We start from the raw sequence: 17,171 nt of genomic DNA on the forward strand, positions 1-17,171 counted from the left end.
GTGCCTGGGTCGCGCTCCCCGTTTGCGACGGAATCGCGGGCCGACCCCCCTGCTCGGTTTACCCGCGAGTCAGTTCTGGGGAGGCTGCGGACATGACGCCTTACTGGACAACGTTTACAACGAAACGCGTGTGAGTTCCATCACAGTCCGATGTAGTCTGGTGGTTGCCCAAGCCGCTCAGATCGAGGAGGAACGATGGCATCTCATCATCTGCCCCATCACGAGAGCCATGGAAATCATCCGATGAGCGTCATCGGATATCTACTGATACTCGGCGGATTCGCATGCGCCGCCTTGTGGCTGGTGTCGATGGCGGGTGGCCACGTCCCCGCGGCCATCCTGTTCGGCCTGCTGATGGTGGGAGCGTTTGCAGGAGCGACGTCGATCTTCTTGTCCCTCGTGCACCGCCACCACCACAGTCCTGTCCTGCCCGACAACACCGACGCCGAGCTCGGCCGATACATGCGCCGCTACCGCGGCTGATCGCCGGCCACACACAGACGAGCCGTGGGGCACCGGACACCCGGTGCACCACGGCTCGTCGTCTCGCGGGTCGTACCGCCCGTCAGCTGCCGCCGGGCAGCGCCTCGTATTGCGCCACTGCCTTGTTCAGCTGATCCAGCGCCGCCCCGTATGCGGTGAAGTCACCCTTCGTCTGGGCATCCCGCAACGCGGTCAGCGCCTCTCCGATCGCCTGCACCGCGGCGTCGCGCTCCGATGAGCTGCCCTGGTTGCCCGACGGTGTCGAGGCCGACCCGTCGGTCGACTGGTTGGGCTGCGAATTGCCGTTGTCGGCGGGTGGCGTGCCACCTTCCACGACCGGGCCGCCTTCGGGCGAGGTCACCGCGGCCGGGTTGATGCCGACCTGCCGGAGCGCCTCTGCGACCGTGGCCGCATAACCCACTCGGGCACCGTCGCTGGCCGCGTTGTAATAGACCAGCACGCGATACAGCTTCGGGATCGCCGAGTCGTCGGTCTTCGACTGTGTGTACATCGGCTCGACGTACAGAATGCCGTTGCCACCCACCGGCAGGGTCAGAAGGTTGCCGTAGGTCACCCGGGTGGTGTCCTCGACCTGCTTACGGTCGGACGCCACCGGGCCGGCACTCTTCATGTTCTCCTGCGCCTGCTGCGGACCGACCGTCTGCTTGGCCGTCGGCAACATCTTGACGGTGATGCGACCGTACGATCCCGGCTCCGACGACGCGGTCATGTAGGCGGCCAGGTTTCGGGTGTTGAGACCCGTCATCACTGTCGTCAGCTGGAACTGGGCGTCCGTGCCGTCCGGCGCCGCCGCGGTGAAATAGTACGGCGGCTGGTTGAGTCCCTGCTGGACCGCCTGATCCTTACTCGGGTCGGCCGGAATCGACCAGAAGTTGTTGCTGCGGTAGAACGTCTCCGGGTCATCGACATGGTACTTCGCCAGCAATGCACGCTGGATCTTGAACAGATCCTCCGGATACCGGAAGTGCGAGATGAGGTCCTTCTGCTGCTCGAGCTCGGCATTCGACTTGACCGTGCCCGGGAACACCTTCATCCAGGTCTTCAGCACCGGGTCGTCGGTGTCGACCTGGTAGAGCGTCACCTTGCCGGTGTAGGCGTCGACGGTGGCCTTCACCGAGTTGCGCGCATACGAGATCTGCTTGTTGATCTGCGTGCGGCCCGTCTGCCCCTGATTGAGCTCCTGCGCGTCGGAAGTCGCACCCTGCAACGACATCCGCTGGGCGTACGGATAGGTGTCGAGCGTGGTGTAACCGTCGACGATCCACTTGATCGACCCGTCGGCCATCACTGCCGGATAGGTCTTGGAATCGACGGTGAGCCACGGCGCGACCTTCTTCACACGGTCCCGCGGGTCGCGGTCGTAGATGATCTTCGAGTTCGAGTTGATCGCATCGGACAGCAGGATGTTGCGCTCGGTGTACTTGACCGAGTACAGCAGCCGGTTGAACCAGTTCCCCAGGGAGACACCGGAATCGGCAGTGTAGGTGTAGTTCTTGCCGTCCTCGTCGTACTCGCGGTCCCCGCCGGTCGAACCGACGATGGCGTAGTCCGGGTTCACCTTGGCGATCAGCTCGCCGAAGTAGATGCGCGGCTGCTTCACCTTGATCGGCGCATTCTCCTGGTACCCGGGTGCCCGGATGGTCTCGAGGTCGCTGACCTGGAACACCGGCAGACCGCCGCGGTCGCTGTCGCTGTCGGACGACGCCTCGTCGACCGTGTTGGCCTGGGCCGCGACGAAGCCGTTGCCGTGGGTGAACACGGTGTGCTTGTTGATCCAGCTCTGCTGGTTCTCCTGGTACTTCGACGGATCCAGCTCACGAGCCGCGACCACGAAGTCACGTTCCTGGCCGTCGACGGTGTAGCGATCCACCGCCAATTGTGCCGGGAACCCATAGAAGTTCTTGAGGAACTGGCGCTGGTTGAACGTCGGCGCGATGACGTTCGGGTCCAGGATGCGGATGTTGGACAACGTCGCCGCATCACTGTTGACCGCGACGGGATCGGCGGGGGTGGCCGTCCAGTTCGGATCGTAGGTGACGTCATCCTTCTCGCGTATCTTGTACGCCTGTTTGGTCGCCGTCAGGTTCCTGGCGATGTACTCCGATTCCTTCTGCGCGGCGTTCGGTTTCACCGAGAACTGCTCCATCGCGAGCGGCCAGCCGACGCCGATGACCAACGCGGACAGCAGCATGAGCGCGGTCGCGAGAGCAGGCACGCGCAGATCGCGCAGCACGACCCCGGCGAAGAAGGCGAGCGCGCAGATGATCGCGATCGACATCAGGATCAGTTTCGACGGCAGCACCGCGTTGATGTCGGTGTAGCTCGCGCCGGTGAAGATCTCCTCCTTGCGCTGGCTGGACAGCAGCGAGTACCGGTCGAACCAGTAGGCCACCGCCTTGAGCAACAGGAAGGTTCCGGCGAGTGCGGCGAGCTGGATACGCGCCGCGGTCGTGATCGTCGGCCCGTTGCCGTTGGAGCCACCACCACCGAGGCGGATTCCCCCGAAAAGGTAATGGGTCAGCAGGTTGGCCAGGAAGCCGATCACCACGACCACGAACAGCAGATTCAGGACGAGGCGGTAAAACGGTAGATCGAAGGCGTAGAAGCTGACGTCGAGCCCGAACTGCGGGTCGGTCACCCCGAAGTTCACCGCGTGCAGGAAGGTCTGCACGGTCGCCCACGATCCCTGCGTGACGAGACCGGCCAGCAGCCCGATCACGATGGCGGGGATCACGGCGAACCACTTCGTCCGGCCCATCACCGTCGCCCGATATCGCGCCAGCGGATCGTTGGGCCCCGACGCCGGCACGAAGACGGGGCGCGATCGGTAGGCCATCGCGATGGATCCGAACACCAGCAACCCGACGACGAGTGCGGTCGCCACGAACAGGACTATGCGTGTCCACATGATCGTCGAGAACACCCGCGTGTAGCCGACGTCGGAGAACCACAGCCAGTCGGTCGCCAGACCTACCAGCCGTGGGCCGACGAGCAGCAACACCAGGATGGCCACACCGACCCCGATGGCGATCTTGCTTCTGCGCGACAGTGTCGGCATGCCCGCCGGCCCGCGTACGCCCACCTAATCCCACTCTCCAAAGTTCTCATTCCGGACATCGGCCCGACCCTGATCGCGGCCCTCCGGAAATATGTGCACCCAACTGTACTGGTCCGGTGCCACACGGTCCCGACGCCGGTGCCGCAGGCACCCGGTCGGGAACACCGCCCGTGGTCAGAGCGATGGCGTCCGCGTCGAAGGGCCAACGACCGATCTGTCCGATGAGTTCCGCGTCACACCGGCCGGGGCGGCAAGATGGGAGCGGTGACCGATGAAACACCGTGCGAGCCCGTGTCCCTGTCGGTCGACGACCTCGGCAGCGCCCTGCGGGCGATCGTCGAGTTCCTCGACCCGGGCGGCTGGGGTCAACCGCCGATGTTGTTCGCGCTCGTTCGCACATCGACGCTGGCCGCGACCCAACCCGATCTCGTCGACCCCGATGACGATTCGGTGCTGAGCCCGATCGCCCAGGACCCGCTGACAAGCGTGAGCGCCGGCCCGGAGGTCGACGCCGAGCTCGAACGTGTTCTCGCGACCACGGCGTGGCCGCCGATGGTCGTCGGAGCCGCCCTGATCCGGGAGATCGTCGTGCTCCCGCCGGGCACCGACGGCGACCTGGACACCCAGCCGTCGTCGACGCACCCGGACCGCCGCACGGCCCGCCTCGTGGTGGGGGCCCTGCGCGACGGTCCCTCTCTGAGCCTGCTGCACCTGCGTCCCGAGCCCGCGACCGCGGACACGGAGACGTCGAGTGGCGTCGAACTGCTCACGCACCGGGATCTGGCCACCGATCTGCGCACCGCCCTCGCCCACACCTTCGCCGAGCCGGAGGACTGACCACCCGGCCACACGATCGGTCCTGACGCGCAGCCGTCACGCTCGCGCGCACCGCCTGGTGTGGGTCTGCATGACGGGTGCGCGGTTGCGTGACGGGCGCGGTTTGCCGAACGGCGTAGGGCGGTTCAGCAGTGCGGCGCCGGGCGGCCCGCGCCGATGTCGCCGAGTGCGTCGACGGCGCCCTGCAGGTCGTCGATCTTGACCAGGGTCAGCCCGTCGGGGGCATCCGAGCTGGCCTCGGCGCAGTTGCGCTCCGGCACGAGGAAGACGGTGGCGCCCGCATCCCGTGCGGCGCGCGTCTTGTGGGTGATCCCGCCGATCGGACCGACCGTACCGTTCTCGTCGATGGTTCCGGTCCCCGCGATGAACTTTCCGTGGGTCAGCTCCCCCGGGCTGAGCCGGTCGATCACCGCGAGCGTCAACATCATTCCCGCCGACGGTCCGCCGATGTCGCCGACGTTGTAGGAGATCTTGAGGGCCGGGTCGGCGTTGACCACCTCGGGCGTCACCCCCAGGTAACCCACCTTCGGGTCGTCCGGGCGGGCGGCGAGCGTGACGGTGACCTCCTGGCGTCGGCCACCCCGATCGATCTCGATGGGCAGTCGCGTCCCGGGCGGATCGCTCTTCACCGCAGCCTGCATCTCGGCGGTGGTCGACACCGGTGTGCCGCCCACCGTGAGTACCTGGTCGCCCGGCTTGAGCACGTCGGCGGCCGGACCGTCGCTCGCGACGGATTCGATGACGAGTTTCGTCGGCCGGTCGAGATATCGCAGGGCCGCCGCCGTGGCGCTGTCCTCAGAACCGGACATCTCCTGCTGATTCTGCTGTCGGACGTCGTCGGGCGTCTGATCCGGCGGGAACAGCCGGTCACGCGGCTCGAGGGTGTACGTCCCCGACATCCACATGCCGAGCGCCTGGAACAGCGACATCCCGTCGGTCACCGACACCGTGGTGAGGTTGAGGTTGCCTGTGGTCGGATCGGTGGGGACGCCGGTGATGTCGACGACCGGCTTGTCGTCCAACTGTCCGAGGGTGTTGACCGTGGGCCCGGGTCCGAGCGCGACGAACGGGACCTGCACCGTCGTCCCGACGAACAACAGTGCCACGAAGACCAGAACCGTCACCGCGACTGTCGCAATCCGACGATGCCCGGGCTGCAATCTCATTCCGCTCACAGTAGTGGACCGCCGGAACGCCCGAGGGCACCGCACGGCCACACGCAGTACGGACGTGGCGCAGACGTCCGGCCCGCGACCGCCGACATTGAGCTGCCTACGCTCAAGGCGAACGCCGGGACGCTGAATGGTCGATACCCGGGCGGTACCGTGGACTCATGACTGATCTGCCCTTCGGGTTCTCCCCATCCGGCGACGGCGACGACGACCGGCGCAAGGACAAGCACGGCGAGAATCAGGGCGGCACCGGCGATGCCTCGGGTGGCGCGCAGGGTGGCGCACAGAATCCCTTCGGCTTCGGTATGGGTGGCGAGGGCTTCGACCCCTCCTCGTTCGACCCGTCACAGCTCGGCCAGATGTTCTCGCAACTGGGCAGCATGTTCAGCGGGATGGGCAGCGGCATGACATCGGGGTCGGGTGGCGGACCGGTGAACTACCAGGTCGCCGCCAATCTCGCTCGGCAGCAGATCGGCAACTTCACGCCGGTGCTCGACAAGGAGACCCAGGCGGTCACCGATGCCGTCCGACTCGCCGAGGTCTGGCTCGACGACGTGACCACGCTGCCCGCAGGCGTTCGCACATCGGTCGCGTGGACTCCGGTGCAGTGGCTCGAGGAGTCGATGCCCACCTGGAAGCGACTCTGCGATCCGGTCGCCGAGCAACTCTCACGCACCTGGGAGCAGAACCTGCCCGCGGAAGCGGCGCAGTTCGCCGGGCCGATGATGGGCATGCTGACCCAGATGAGTGGGATGGCGTTCGGCACGCAGCTCGGCCAGGGACTCGGCCAGCTGGCCAAGGAGGTGCTCACCTCCACCGACATCGGACTTCCGTTGGCCCCGGAGGGCGTCGCGGTCCTGCTTCCCGAGGCGATCGCCGGCTTCGCCGAAGGGCTCGAGCAACCCGCCCAGGAGATCATCGTCTTCCTCGCCGCCCGTGAGGCTGCGCACGTTCGGCTGTTCACCCACGTGCCGTGGCTGCGGCAGCGGTTGCTGGCCACCGTCGAGGAGTACGCCCGCGGCATCAGCATCGACTTCAGCGGGATCAACGACCTCGCCACCGGTGTGGATCCTCAGGAACTGCTCTCCAATCCCGCCAAACTCGAGGAGCTGATCGGGTCGTCGGCCTCGTTCGAACCGACCACCACACCCGAGCAGGAAGCGGCGCTGGCACGCCTGGAGACACTGCTCGCGCTCGTCGAGGGCTGGGTCGAGCAAGCGGTCTCGCGCGCACTCGACGACCGGATCCCGAGCGCAGGCGCGCTGACCGAGACGATGCGCCGCCGCCGTGCATCCGGCGGCCCGGCCGAACAGACGTTCGCCACCCTCGTCGGCCTCGAACTCCGACCGCGTAAGGTCCGCGAGGCGTCGGCGTTGTGGCGGCAGCTGCTCGAAGCGTCCGACGTGGCGACCCGCGACGGCGTGTGGGCTCATCCCGACCTCATGCCCGACACCGCCGACCTGGACAATCCGGCAGCCTTCATCGACGGCGTCATCGGTGGCGGGACAGGGTCTTTCGATGATCCGATCGCCCAACTCGAGGCCACTCTCGCGCAGGAGCGCGCGGCCGAGGAGTCGAAGAAGACGGACGACTCCGCGGCAGACGATGACGGCGGCGAGAAGGACACCGACAACTGAGTTCGTGTTCGCCCACAGGCCGAGCAGCGGGCTGTGGACAACCACCCGGCACCGGCCGCGGGAGATGGCACAGTGACTCCCATGTCCGATCGCATCGCCCGCAGCGCCGCCACGAGCGGGCACCGCGCCTCGGACATGGAGGTCACGGAGGTGGCTGCGCTACCGATCAGTCTGCCGCTCGTGCGGCCGAACACTCCGGTGATGGTGCGGCCCGGCAATCGTGTCCACATCGGAAGCGACCCCCACCGCAGCCTCGTCATCGAGCTGACGCCGCCCGTGCGGGCGGCCGACGTCGCCGGTCTGCTGCGCGAGCTGACCCGGCCGCGCAGCCGAGCCGAGATGTTGCGGCGCGCAAGGGCGATCGGGCTCACACCGACCGACCTGGCCCGGATCATCGGACAACTCACCGTGGCGGGACAGGCGATACCCACCGACAACGGAAGATCGTCGTCGGCGCTGCGAATCCGGTTACACGGTCGGGGCCCGTTGTCGGATCTGCTGACCACATCGCTCACCGAGGTGGGGATGGTGCCGCGACGATCGGTTCGTCGGTCGGCCATGTCCGCCGCGCCCGACGGGTGGGACGCCAACCTGGTGGTGCTCACCGACTTTCTGGTGCACGACCCGGCAATCGTGAACGCGCTCAACGCAGCTCGTATCGCCCATGTGCAGGTACGGGTTCGCGACGGCGTCGGGGTGATCGGTCCACTCGTGCTGCCCGGCCTGTCGAGCTGTCTTCGCTGTGCCGACCACCACCGCGTTGCGATGGAGCCGGACTGGCCGCTGCTGGCCGCGCAGATGGTGCACCAACCCGGCTATGCCAGCGCCGGAACCATCCGGAGCACGGCGGCGTTGGCTCACGTGCAGATCGAGGAGTTGGCGGCCGCACTGTGGTCCGGCGCCACCGGGAGTCCGACCCCGCAGTTGTTCAACCGTGCGCTGGAACTGCACACCAACCCGGCCCGACTCACGGTCACCGAGTGGCCACCACACCCGCTGTGCGACTGCAGGCCGCTCGCGGCGGCGGGATGAGATACACGCGCGGCGCCCCGGCGCACACCACACCCACCGGCTCTGTGACCGATGTGGTGCAGGCGTGCTGGGAATCATCGACACAACCCGGTCCTCTATCCTGAGGTGGGGAAAGGACGCTATGAGCGACATCACTCGGGGGCAGGGACGACGCAACGCCAAGTTGGCGTCGCTGCCCATCGGTATGGCCGGACGCGCCGCCGCCGGTCTCGGTAAACGGATGGTCGGCCGGGACAAGGACGAAGTCCAGCAGGAGATGCTGGAGAAGGCGGCCGATCAGCTCTTCGCCGTCCTCGGCGAACTCAAGGGCGGCGCCATGAAGGTCGGTCAGGCCATGTCGATCATGGAGGCCGCCATCCCGGACGAGTTCGGCGAACCGTTCCGTGAGGCGCTGACCAAGTTGCAGGCCGAGGCACCGCCGATGCCGGCGCCGAAGGTGCACAAGGTCCTCGACCAACAGCTGGGAACGAAGTGGCGGGACCGGTTCCGGGAGTTCTCCGATGAGCCGGCCGCGTCGGCGAGCATCGGACAGGTTCACAAGGCGGTGTGGTCCGACGGCCGCACGGTCGCGGTCAAGGTGCAGTATCCGGGCGCCGATCACGCGCTCAAAGCCGATCTGAAGACGCTGTCCCGGATGTCGGGAGTCATCCAGCGGATGTCACCGGGCACCGATGTCAAAGCGATGATGGACGAACTCATCGACCGCACCGAGGCCGAACTCGACTATCTCGGTGAGGCCGACAACCAGCGTGCATTCGCCAAGGCCTTCGACGGCGACCCTGATTTCGTCATCCCGAAGGTCGTCGCGAGCGCCCCCAAGGTGGTCGTGTCGGAGTGGCTCGACGGGACTCCGCTGGCGAAGATCATCACCACCGGCGACCAGGCCACCCGTGATGATGCGGCCGCCAAGATGGCCACCTTCGAGGTGAGTTCGCCGTTCCGGGTGGGACTGCTGCACGGTGATCCACACCCCGGCAACTTCTTCCTCACCGACGACGGCCGGTTCGGTGTCCTGGACTTCGGGGCGGTGGGCCATTACCCCAACGGTCTGCCACCCGAGACCGGGCCGATCCTGCGGCTCGCGCGCGACAAAGAGTACGCAGAGCTCAAAGAGCTCATGGTGCGGACCGACTTCATCCGTCCGTCGCGGGCGGATCGGGTGACCGCCTCGGACATCGAGGCGTACCTGAAGCCGTACGTGGACCCGTTGTACAGCGAGTCCTTCCATTTCACCCGCAAGTGGATGCAGCGCGCCGCCGGCAAGGCCACCGACGTACGCGGCGACGTCTACAAGACGTCACGAAACCTCAACGTGCCCAAGAACTATGTGATGGTGTTCCGGGTCCTCGCAGGCTGCGTGGGCATCGCGTCGCAGCTCGAGGCCAACGCCCCCTACCGAGCGATCATGGAGAAGTGGGTCCCCGGCCTCGCCGATTGAGACCCCCAGGCCGCAGGGAGCGAGCCTGCGAGCGTCACCACCCCGGTCCTTGAGGCGCCGCCCCGAGGCGCCGCCCTGAGGAGCGAGCCTGCGAGCGTCACGAAGGGAGCGAGCCCGCGAGCGTCACCACTCCGGTCCCTGAGGAGCGAGCCTGCGAGCGTCACCACTCCGGTCCCTGAGGAGCGAGCCTGCGAGCGTCACCACTCCGGTCCCTGAGGAGCGAGCCTGCGAGCGTCACGAAGGGCCCTTCGTGACGCATCCTCGCAAGCTCGAAGGCTCCTCGGAGACCGGAGGAATGCTCATCCCGCAGACGCATCCTCGCAAGCCAATGTGCCCTTGGCAGGACGCTCGTTCCGGCGTGAAAATTAGTGGGCGGCTGGCTGGCAACGCCGTCGATCTTTGGCACTGTTGAGGCCGTTCGCAAGCCGGGTGCGGGTCTGTGTCGTGGGCTCTTCACTGTAACGACGCTGTTCGGCGCGAGTCGGGTGGCAGAGAGTACGAGGACTAGATTAGTTCGTGCCCTAACAGACCCCGGTCAGCCGCCCTGAAGTGGGTGCGAGTCGACCGAAGGTGGTGATGGGGTGATGCAAGTAGTTGATGAGGAACAGATCATCGAGCGGGTCGCCGCGCTCGATGTGGGCAAGGCCGAGGTGGTGTGCTGTGTGCGTCTGCCGGGTACTGGCCGTAAACGCCGCGACCAACAGGTCACCAAACATAAAGCGATGGTGCCGTCGTTGATGGCGTTGGGCCATCACTTGCGTGAGTTGGGCGTGACGCGGGTGGTGATGGAAGCGACCAGCGATTATTGGCGAGCGCCGTTCTACCTGTTCGAGGCCTATGAGCTTGATCCGTGGTTGGTCAATGCTCATGACGTCAAGCACGTCCCGGGACGGCCCAAGACCGACACTCTGGATGCGGTGTGGCTGTGCAAACTTGCCGAACGTCAGATGTTGCGTCCAAGTTTTGTTCCGCCACTAGAGCTCCGGCAGTTGCGGCGACTGACTCGCTACCGCATCAGCTTGGTCTCCGAACGCACCGCGGAGAAGAGTCGCGTGGAAAAGCTCCTCGAGGATGCGTGTATCAAACTGTCGGTGGTGGCCTCGGACATCTTCGGGGTATCCGGGCGCGAGATGATGGACGCATTGATCGCTGGTCAGGCCGATCCCGAACGATTGGCCGATCTGGCCCGCACCCGGATGCGGCGCAAGATCCCGCAGTTGACCGAAGCCTTCGCGGGTGTCACGTTGGGCAGTTTCACCGACGATCACCGCTTCCTGCTCACCCGCATGCTTGCACGGATCGATTCCACCGACGAGGAGATCGCGATGCTCGATGATCAGATCACTGAGCACATGGCCCCTTTTGTCCGCGAGGCCGAGCGCCTGTGTGAGATTCCCGGAATCTCTGATGTTTCGGCCGCGGCGTTGATCGCCGAGATCGGTGTGGACATGTCCCGCTTCCCCACACCCGCTCACCTGACGTCGTGGGCCCGATTCGCCCCCGGGGTGAAATCCAGTGCCGGCAAGAACACCGGTAACGGTGCCACCGGCAAGGGCAACAAGTACCTGGCCCGCACCCTGAGCGAGGTCGTCGCCTCGATCACCAAGTCGCGGAGCTTCCTCGGCGCCCGCTACAGACGTATCGCGCGACGCCGAGGTACGAACAAGGCCAACGTCGCCGTCGGCAGATCCATCCTCGTCATCATTTGGCAGCTGCTGTCCGATCCCGACGCCCACTTCGAGGACCTCGGCCCCGACCACTACGACAAGCACCGCAACACCACCCGCGCCACGCGCCACCACATCCAAGCCCTGCAGTCACTGGGCTGGCAGGTCTCGCTCGAACCGGCCGCGTAGCCCGAACCTCACCACACAACAACAGCGCAACGAACCCAACCACTCACCACCCGAACGTGAGCGGGGCACCCCAGCATGCCCCGTCACCTCTATTTTCGGACTAGCTCGAAGGCTCCTCGGAGACCGGAGGAATGCTCATCCCGCAGACGCATCCTCGCAAGCTCGAAGGCTCCTCAGAGACCAGAGGGAATGCTCATCCCGCGGTCGCGACCTTGGCGACTCCGCCATTCAGGCGGCATTCCTACGCGGGCGACCGCGCGGACGTTTCCGCGCGATCACCGTGCCGCGCTCGAAGATCTCGCCGCCCCAGACCCCCCAGGGCTCGGCACGATCGAGCGCGGCCTGCAGGCAGGCCTCGCGCAAGGGGCAGTCGGCGCACATGGCCTTCGCCCGTTCGAGATCTCGGGGGTCCTCGGCGAACCACAGATCGGCGTCAGCCACCTGGCAGGGCAGGTCAAGACCGACCGACATGCGGTCCGCCGAAAGACAGGATTCGAGAACGCAATCGACAGTCATTCTGCTCTCCACATCTGCTCGTGTTGGGTGTTGCACCCGAGTCCTGTGTGGAGGTGTCGATCCCGGATACTCATCGTCTCCGATGAGAAGCGGGAGGGACTGTCTCACAACAAGGGCCACGGGTTTCGCCTCTGCGATTCGCCCGTGGCCCGAAATGGTGCGGAGTTATCTCTTCCGCAGTTTTCGTATCTGCACGGGGAACCGCTGCGAGGCTCGCGCTGCGGCGGTTGCGGCACCGACGCGTGCTACGCGCTCGGCGGCCGGATGGCCGGCCATCGGAGCCACGCGGGTCTCGTCGACCCAGAAGCGGTTGCGTCGGGAACATGCATCGATGAGGTCGACCATGCTCGGCTCGGCCACAGGCAGGCTGATGCCGGCCGTGTTGTTGATTCCGTTCACTGATCCGCTCCCTTCTGTGCTCGCTGGCTTCCACCTGGTGAGGCGACCCGTTACGGACAAACGAATGGCACCCCGTGCTGACGGATCAAGAATATGTGCCGTCCCGACAATCGCACAACCTATTTTTGACCTGCGGTTTTCGACGTATGCCTGGCCTGCTCATGCAGCGACTCAATCCCGGCGGCTGTTGACGAGTTCGAGGAGCTCGCCGCCGAACTGTTCGAGTTTCACCGGGCCGATGCCCGGGATGGCACCGAGAGACCGCACATCGGTCGGGCGCTGTTCCGCGATCGCCTCGAGCATCGCGTCGGTGAGGACCGCGATGTCGCGGACTCCACGGACTCGGGCATGGTCACTGCGCCACGTGCGCAATGCCGACACCAGGCCCTCGTCACGGTCCTCGATCCGGCAGCTCGCACACCGTCCGCGCACGCGGGATTCCGGGTTGACGAGCTCGGCGCCGCACACGGTGCAGCGGCCACTGCGACGGGGATCGAGATCGATCCCGTCGAGGAAACGGGTACGACGCCGGGTGGCGCGTGCGGCCCCGGACCGGGACAGACTCCACGACAGATACAGGTGCTCCCGTGCACGGGTGATGCCCACATAGAAGAGGCGGCGTTCCTCCTCGATGGCATCGCGGCCCCGCTCGATGGCCTGCGTGATCGGAACCGACCCCTCGGTCAGACCGACCAGGAAGACCGCATCCCACTCCAGACCCTTCGCCGCGTGCAGTGAGGCGAGGGTCACGCCGGCATGCTCGGGCGTGTGCCGTTCCTCGGCGCGCATGGTCAGCTCGGTCACCAGCCGCTGCAGCGTCATCCCCGGATCGTCGACGAGCAGTTCGTCGACGACCGACATCAGCATGTGCAGCGAGGACCAGCGGAGTTTGGCGTGTTGACCCGCCGGTTCCTCCTCCGTCAGCCCGAGCGGCGCCAGGACCGCGCGAACCACTCGCGCGGTTTCTATCCCGTCCGGGAGATCGTCGCGCTCGGCGGTCGCCGCGAGTTTGCGCATGGCCTGCACGATCTCGGTTCGCGTGAAGAACGCCTCGGACCCCCGAACCTGATACGGGATGCCGGCCTCGGTGAGCGCCTCCTCGAAACGCTCCGATTGCGCGTTGACGCGATAGAGCACCGCGATCTCCGACGGTGCCGTCCCCGCGTTGATCAGGTGCTTGATCTGCGCGGCCACCCCGTGCGCCTCGCGCAGGTCGTCGGCGAACTCGGCAGGCCGGGGCACCGGACCCCGGGCACGCTGGCCGATGAGTTCCAGCCGGGTTCCCGGAGAACGCTCGGTGGCGGCGCCGATGACCTGATTCGCCAACCCCACCACCTCGGGAGTCGAGCGGTAGTCCCGCTCGAGACGCACGAGCGTGGCATCCGGATGGCGTCGGGTGAAATCCAGCAGGTACTTCGCGGTCGCCCCGGCAAACGAGTAGATGGTCTGGTTCGCGTCCCCGACGACGGTGAGGTTGTCGCGCTCCCCCAGCCAGGCATCGAGCAGTTGTTGCTGGACGGGCGTGATGTCCTGGTACTCGTCGACGACGAAACACCGGTAGCGCGAACGGAAATCGGTTGCCGCCTCCGGCTCGCGCAGCAGTTCACCGGCGTAGATGATCAGGTCGTCGAAGTCGAGCAGCAGATGCGAACCGTCGCGCTTGGCGCTCTCGTACGTCTCGAACACGGATGCGACGACGTCGTGCGGGAACGGGACGTCGCGGTCCGCCTCGCTGGCGGCTGTCGCGTAGTCCGCCGGCCCGATCAGCGATCCCTTGGCCCATTCGATCTCCGATGCCAGGTCGCGCAACGTCTCGCTCGACGTCGTGATACCCACGTGGCCGGCGGCGCGGGCCACCACGGGGAGTTTGTGATCGAGGAGCTCCCAGGTCAGTCCACGCGGCCAGAAGTACCGGAGTTGACGCATCGCCGCGGCGTGAAATGTCTGCGCCTGAACGGCATTGCCGGGACCGGCGATGTCCAGCGAGCGCAGCCGGGCACGCATCTCCCCCGCCGCCCGGGTCGTGAACGTGACCGCGAGCACCTGCCCGGGGCTGACCTGCCCACTGTCGATCAGATGCGCGATGCGGCGGGTGATGGTCCGCGTCTTGCCGGTTCCCGCACCTGCGAGTACACAGACCGGTCCCCGGGGCGCCAACACCGCCCGCTGCTGCTCGGGGTCGAGACCGTCGAGGATGCGGTGTGGATCGGGCACCGGTTCACTATGCCACCGCCCGCCGACAGCGCTCGTTCCCCATCCACAGCGCCGCGGCGGCCTGTCGACAGACGCGGGCTCGCTCAGCGGGCAGGTGAGCTCGCGGAGCGCAGAAGCCGACTTCGGGGGGTCAGACGCCCAGCTTGGCCTTGACCTCCGCGATCGAGGGGTTGGTGGCGGTCGTGCCGTCGGCGTACAGCACGGTCGGCACCACGTGGTTCCCGTCGTTGACGCTGCCGACGAAATCGGCGGCGTCCGGGTTGAGCTCGATGTCGACCTCCTGCCAGGACAGGCCGAGGCTCTTGAGACCCACCTTGAGCCTCGAACAGTAGCCACACCAGCTGGTGGTGTACATCGTCAGCTCACCTGTTTCGGAGACCCGGGCAGAGGCATCATCATCGATCACATTGCTCATGCCACCAATAACAGCACGGATCCTGCGACTGTTCCCAGTCGAACCGCTCTGAGCCTGAAAACCCGAGCGGCCAGGTTCGGGTGTCAACGCTCGGCGTATGCCCAGGCGGAGATCAGCGCACGCGCGATGGAGATCGATCCGGGCAGGCGGAGTCGACGGTCATCGGTTCCCGTGCCGACCGAGCCGTCGCCGCGCACCCACTCGCCACCTTCTTCGAGTGCCTCGATGACCTCGGCGCGATCGAACCATGCCGCATCCCCGATCTCTCCGTCGAGGAATGCCAGCGGCTCGGACGGATCACCGACCGCCGCGAAGCCCAGCATCAACGACCGCGGGAACGGCCACGGCTGACTGCCCAGGTAGCGGGCGTCGGTCACGGTGATGCCGACCTCCTCGTGCACCTCGCGCCGGACGCATTGTTCCAACGATTCGCCGGGTTCCACAAAACCCGCCAGGGTCGAGAACCACCCTTCCGGCCAGATGGCCTGCCGCCCGAGCAGCACGCGGTCGCCGCCGTCGTGCACGACCGTGATGATGGCCGGATCGGTCCGCGGGAACTCATCCCTGCCCGTCGCGGCGTGACGCCGGACCCAGCCCCCTCTCGCAGGTTCGGTCGGCGAGCCGTCGATCGGCGAGAACCGTGCCGTCGCATGCCAGTTCAGGATGCCCAGGGCGGTGGCGAGGAGTCCGGCCTCGTCGGCGGAGAGCCCGTGCGCGCCGCGCCGCGGGTCGTCGCCGGGGCCGTCGAATTCGTCGACCCGCAGTGCCCACAGGTCGGTTCCCGAGACGCCGAGGAACACCGCATCCGGCAGCGGTTCGGCGCCGAACGATGGCGCCTCGATCCACCGCAGCCCACCGCCGTCGGCCACCGGATATCGACCCTGTGCGTCGATCTGGAGCACACGGGCCCCGGCCCATCCGGAGTGCATCCGAGCGGGGTCGTCGCGGATCTCGTCGGCTCGATCGAAGGTCGCCCGCGACAGCAGCGGCGGTTGATCGAATACGAAGTCCGCCATCAGTCCGAAGGCCCCTTTCGCACGTAGAGCAGGCGATCGCCGACTTCGATCTGTTCGACCACGCTGTCGTCGACGCGATGTAGCACGCCGTTGCGTACCACGCCGAGCACGATGTCCCGGGTGTGTGCCGGCGAGCCGCCGGTCTCGGTCGGGTCGACCTCTCGCTCGGCGATCGCGTAGCCGGCGTCCGGTGTCAGCAGGTCTTCGATGACCTCGACCACCGACGGTGTCATGGTCGCGATGCCGAGCAGGCGTCCGGCGGTCTCCGACGACACCACCACCGAATTGGCGCCGGACTGCCGCATCAGGTGCGTGTTCTCCGACTCACGGATCGACGCCACGATCTTCGCGCGCGGGTTCAGTTCGCGGGCGGTCAACGTGGCGAGCACCGCGGTGTCATCGCGATTGGCCGCGACCACGATGCTGGCCGCGTGCCCGACGCCGGCCAACCGGAGTACGTCCGACTTGGTGGCGTCGCCGCGGACCGTGACGAGTCCTTCGGCCGCGGCGGCCTCCAGGACGTCCGGATTCGAGTCGACGACGACGATCTCGGAGGGCTTGGTGCCGTCGCCGACCATCGCGTCGACGGCGGTCCGCCCCTTGGTGCCGAAACCGATGACGACCGTGTGATTACGCACGCTGTTCCTCCACCGCTGGATCTTGAGTGCCTGACGGGACCGCTCGGTGAGCACCTCGAGGGTCGTTCCGATCAAGACGATCAGGAACAACACCCTCAACGGCGTGATGATGAGCAGGTTGATCAACCGCGCAGACTCGCTGAGGGGTGTGATGTCACCGTAGCCGGTCGTCGACAAGGTGACCGCCGAGTAGTACATCGCGTCGAGAAACGACAGCGGATCGTCCTGCACATCGCGATAGCCGTCACGGTCGAGGTAGACGATGATCGCGGTTGCGAACAGCGCGAACACCGCGAAGACGACCCGCTTGCCGATGGCGCGCCCCGGACTCTGCTGCAGTTCAGGGATTCTGACGACGCCGACGAGTGCGTAGTCGGGCCGGTCATTGAGTTGCTCACCCCGCAGGCGACTGCGGAAACCACGCTTGGCCATCAATATC

Annotated in this window: 14 protein-coding genes; 6 read left to right on the plus strand and 8 right to left on the minus strand. The window is 66.5% G+C overall.

Annotated features, from left to right (window positions below):
• The first annotated feature begins 195 nt into the window (after nt 1-195).
• Complete coding sequence (locus ACVT6V_RS23940) at nt 196-483, plus strand: hypothetical protein (RefSeq protein ID WP_489896580.1); 288 nt, start codon at nt 196-198, stop codon at nt 481-483.
• 82 nt (nt 484-565) lie between these two features.
• Here ACVT6V_RS23940 and ACVT6V_RS23945 read toward each other — a convergent pair whose 3' ends face one another.
• Complete coding sequence (locus ACVT6V_RS23945) at nt 566-3,586, minus strand: UPF0182 family protein (RefSeq protein ID WP_489896581.1); 3,021 nt, start codon at nt 3,584-3,586, stop codon at nt 566-568.
• A gap of 231 nt (nt 3,587-3,817) precedes the next feature.
• On the opposite strand from ACVT6V_RS23945, the gene ACVT6V_RS23950 reads away from it, so the two are divergent.
• Nucleotides 3,818-4,399, plus strand: coding sequence for a PPA1309 family protein (locus ACVT6V_RS23950; RefSeq protein WP_489896582.1), 582 nt, complete (start codon nt 3,818-3,820; stop codon nt 4,397-4,399).
• Nucleotides 4,400-4,524: 125 nt separating this feature from the next.
• On the opposite strand, the gene ACVT6V_RS23955 is transcribed toward ACVT6V_RS23950, so the two are convergent.
• Nucleotides 4,525-5,565, minus strand: a complete 1,041-nt coding sequence (locus tag ACVT6V_RS23955) for a YlbL family protein (protein ID WP_489896583.1) — start codon at nt 5,563-5,565, stop codon at nt 4,525-4,527.
• 167 nt (nt 5,566-5,732) lie between these two features.
• Here ACVT6V_RS23955 and ACVT6V_RS23960 point away from each other — a divergent pair, with 167 nt between their 5' ends.
• The 4 genes from ACVT6V_RS23960 to ACVT6V_RS23975 all read left to right on the plus strand — a co-directional run bounded on the left by ACVT6V_RS23960 (nt 5,733) and on the right by ACVT6V_RS23975 (nt 11,534).
• Complete coding sequence (locus ACVT6V_RS23960) at nt 5,733-7,208, plus strand: zinc-dependent metalloprotease (protein ID WP_489896584.1); 1,476 nt, start codon at nt 5,733-5,735, stop codon at nt 7,206-7,208.
• A gap of 81 nt (nt 7,209-7,289) precedes the next feature.
• Nucleotides 7,290-8,240: a hypothetical protein gene (locus ACVT6V_RS23965; protein ID WP_489896585.1), complete on the plus strand. Its 951-nt coding sequence runs from the start codon at nt 7,290-7,292 to the stop codon at nt 8,238-8,240.
• Nucleotides 8,241-8,361: 121 nt separating this feature from the next.
• A complete protein-coding gene (locus ACVT6V_RS23970; protein ID WP_489896586.1) occupies nt 8,362-9,678 on the plus strand; it encodes an ABC1 kinase family protein in 1,317 nt (438 codons plus the stop codon).
• 584 nt (nt 9,679-10,262) lie between these two features.
• Nucleotides 10,263-11,534 carry an IS110 family RNA-guided transposase gene (locus ACVT6V_RS23975; protein WP_489896097.1) on the plus strand — a complete coding sequence of 424 codons (1,272 nt, stop codon included), beginning with the start codon at nt 10,263-10,265 and terminating at the stop codon, nt 11,532-11,534.
• Nucleotides 11,535-11,762: 228 nt separating this feature from the next.
• On the opposite strand, the gene ACVT6V_RS23980 is transcribed toward ACVT6V_RS23975, so the two are convergent.
• From ACVT6V_RS23980 to ACVT6V_RS24005, 6 genes are all read right to left on the minus strand, one after another.
• Nucleotides 11,763-12,050, minus strand: a complete 288-nt coding sequence (locus ACVT6V_RS23980) for a WhiB family transcriptional regulator (RefSeq protein ID WP_489896587.1) — start codon at nt 12,048-12,050, stop codon at nt 11,763-11,765.
• Between the two features lie 165 nt (nt 12,051-12,215).
• Entirely contained in the window at nt 12,216-12,449 is a 234-nt protein-coding gene (locus ACVT6V_RS23985; RefSeq protein WP_489896588.1) for a hypothetical protein, read from the minus strand.
• Between the two features lie 171 nt (nt 12,450-12,620).
• Nucleotides 12,621-14,663, minus strand: a complete 2,043-nt coding sequence (locus ACVT6V_RS23990; protein WP_489896589.1) for a UvrD-helicase domain-containing protein — start codon at nt 14,661-14,663, stop codon at nt 12,621-12,623.
• A gap of 130 nt (nt 14,664-14,793) precedes the next feature.
• Complete coding sequence (locus ACVT6V_RS23995) at nt 14,794-15,078, minus strand: mycoredoxin (RefSeq protein WP_489896590.1); 285 nt, start codon at nt 15,076-15,078, stop codon at nt 14,794-14,796.
• 83 nt (nt 15,079-15,161) lie between these two features.
• Nucleotides 15,162-16,094 carry an NAD(+) diphosphatase gene (nudC, locus tag ACVT6V_RS24000; RefSeq protein WP_489896591.1) on the minus strand — a complete coding sequence of 311 codons (933 nt, stop codon included), beginning with the start codon at nt 16,092-16,094 and terminating at the stop codon, nt 15,162-15,164.
• Nucleotides 16,094-17,164, minus strand: a complete 1,071-nt coding sequence (locus ACVT6V_RS24005) for a potassium channel family protein (RefSeq protein WP_489896592.1) — start codon at nt 17,162-17,164, stop codon at nt 16,094-16,096. Before ACVT6V_RS24005 ends, nudC begins: the two co-directional genes overlap by 1 nt.
• Nucleotides 17,165-17,171: the final 7 nt, after the last annotated feature.

This window comes from Gordonia sp. LMA167, assembly GCF_058130025.1.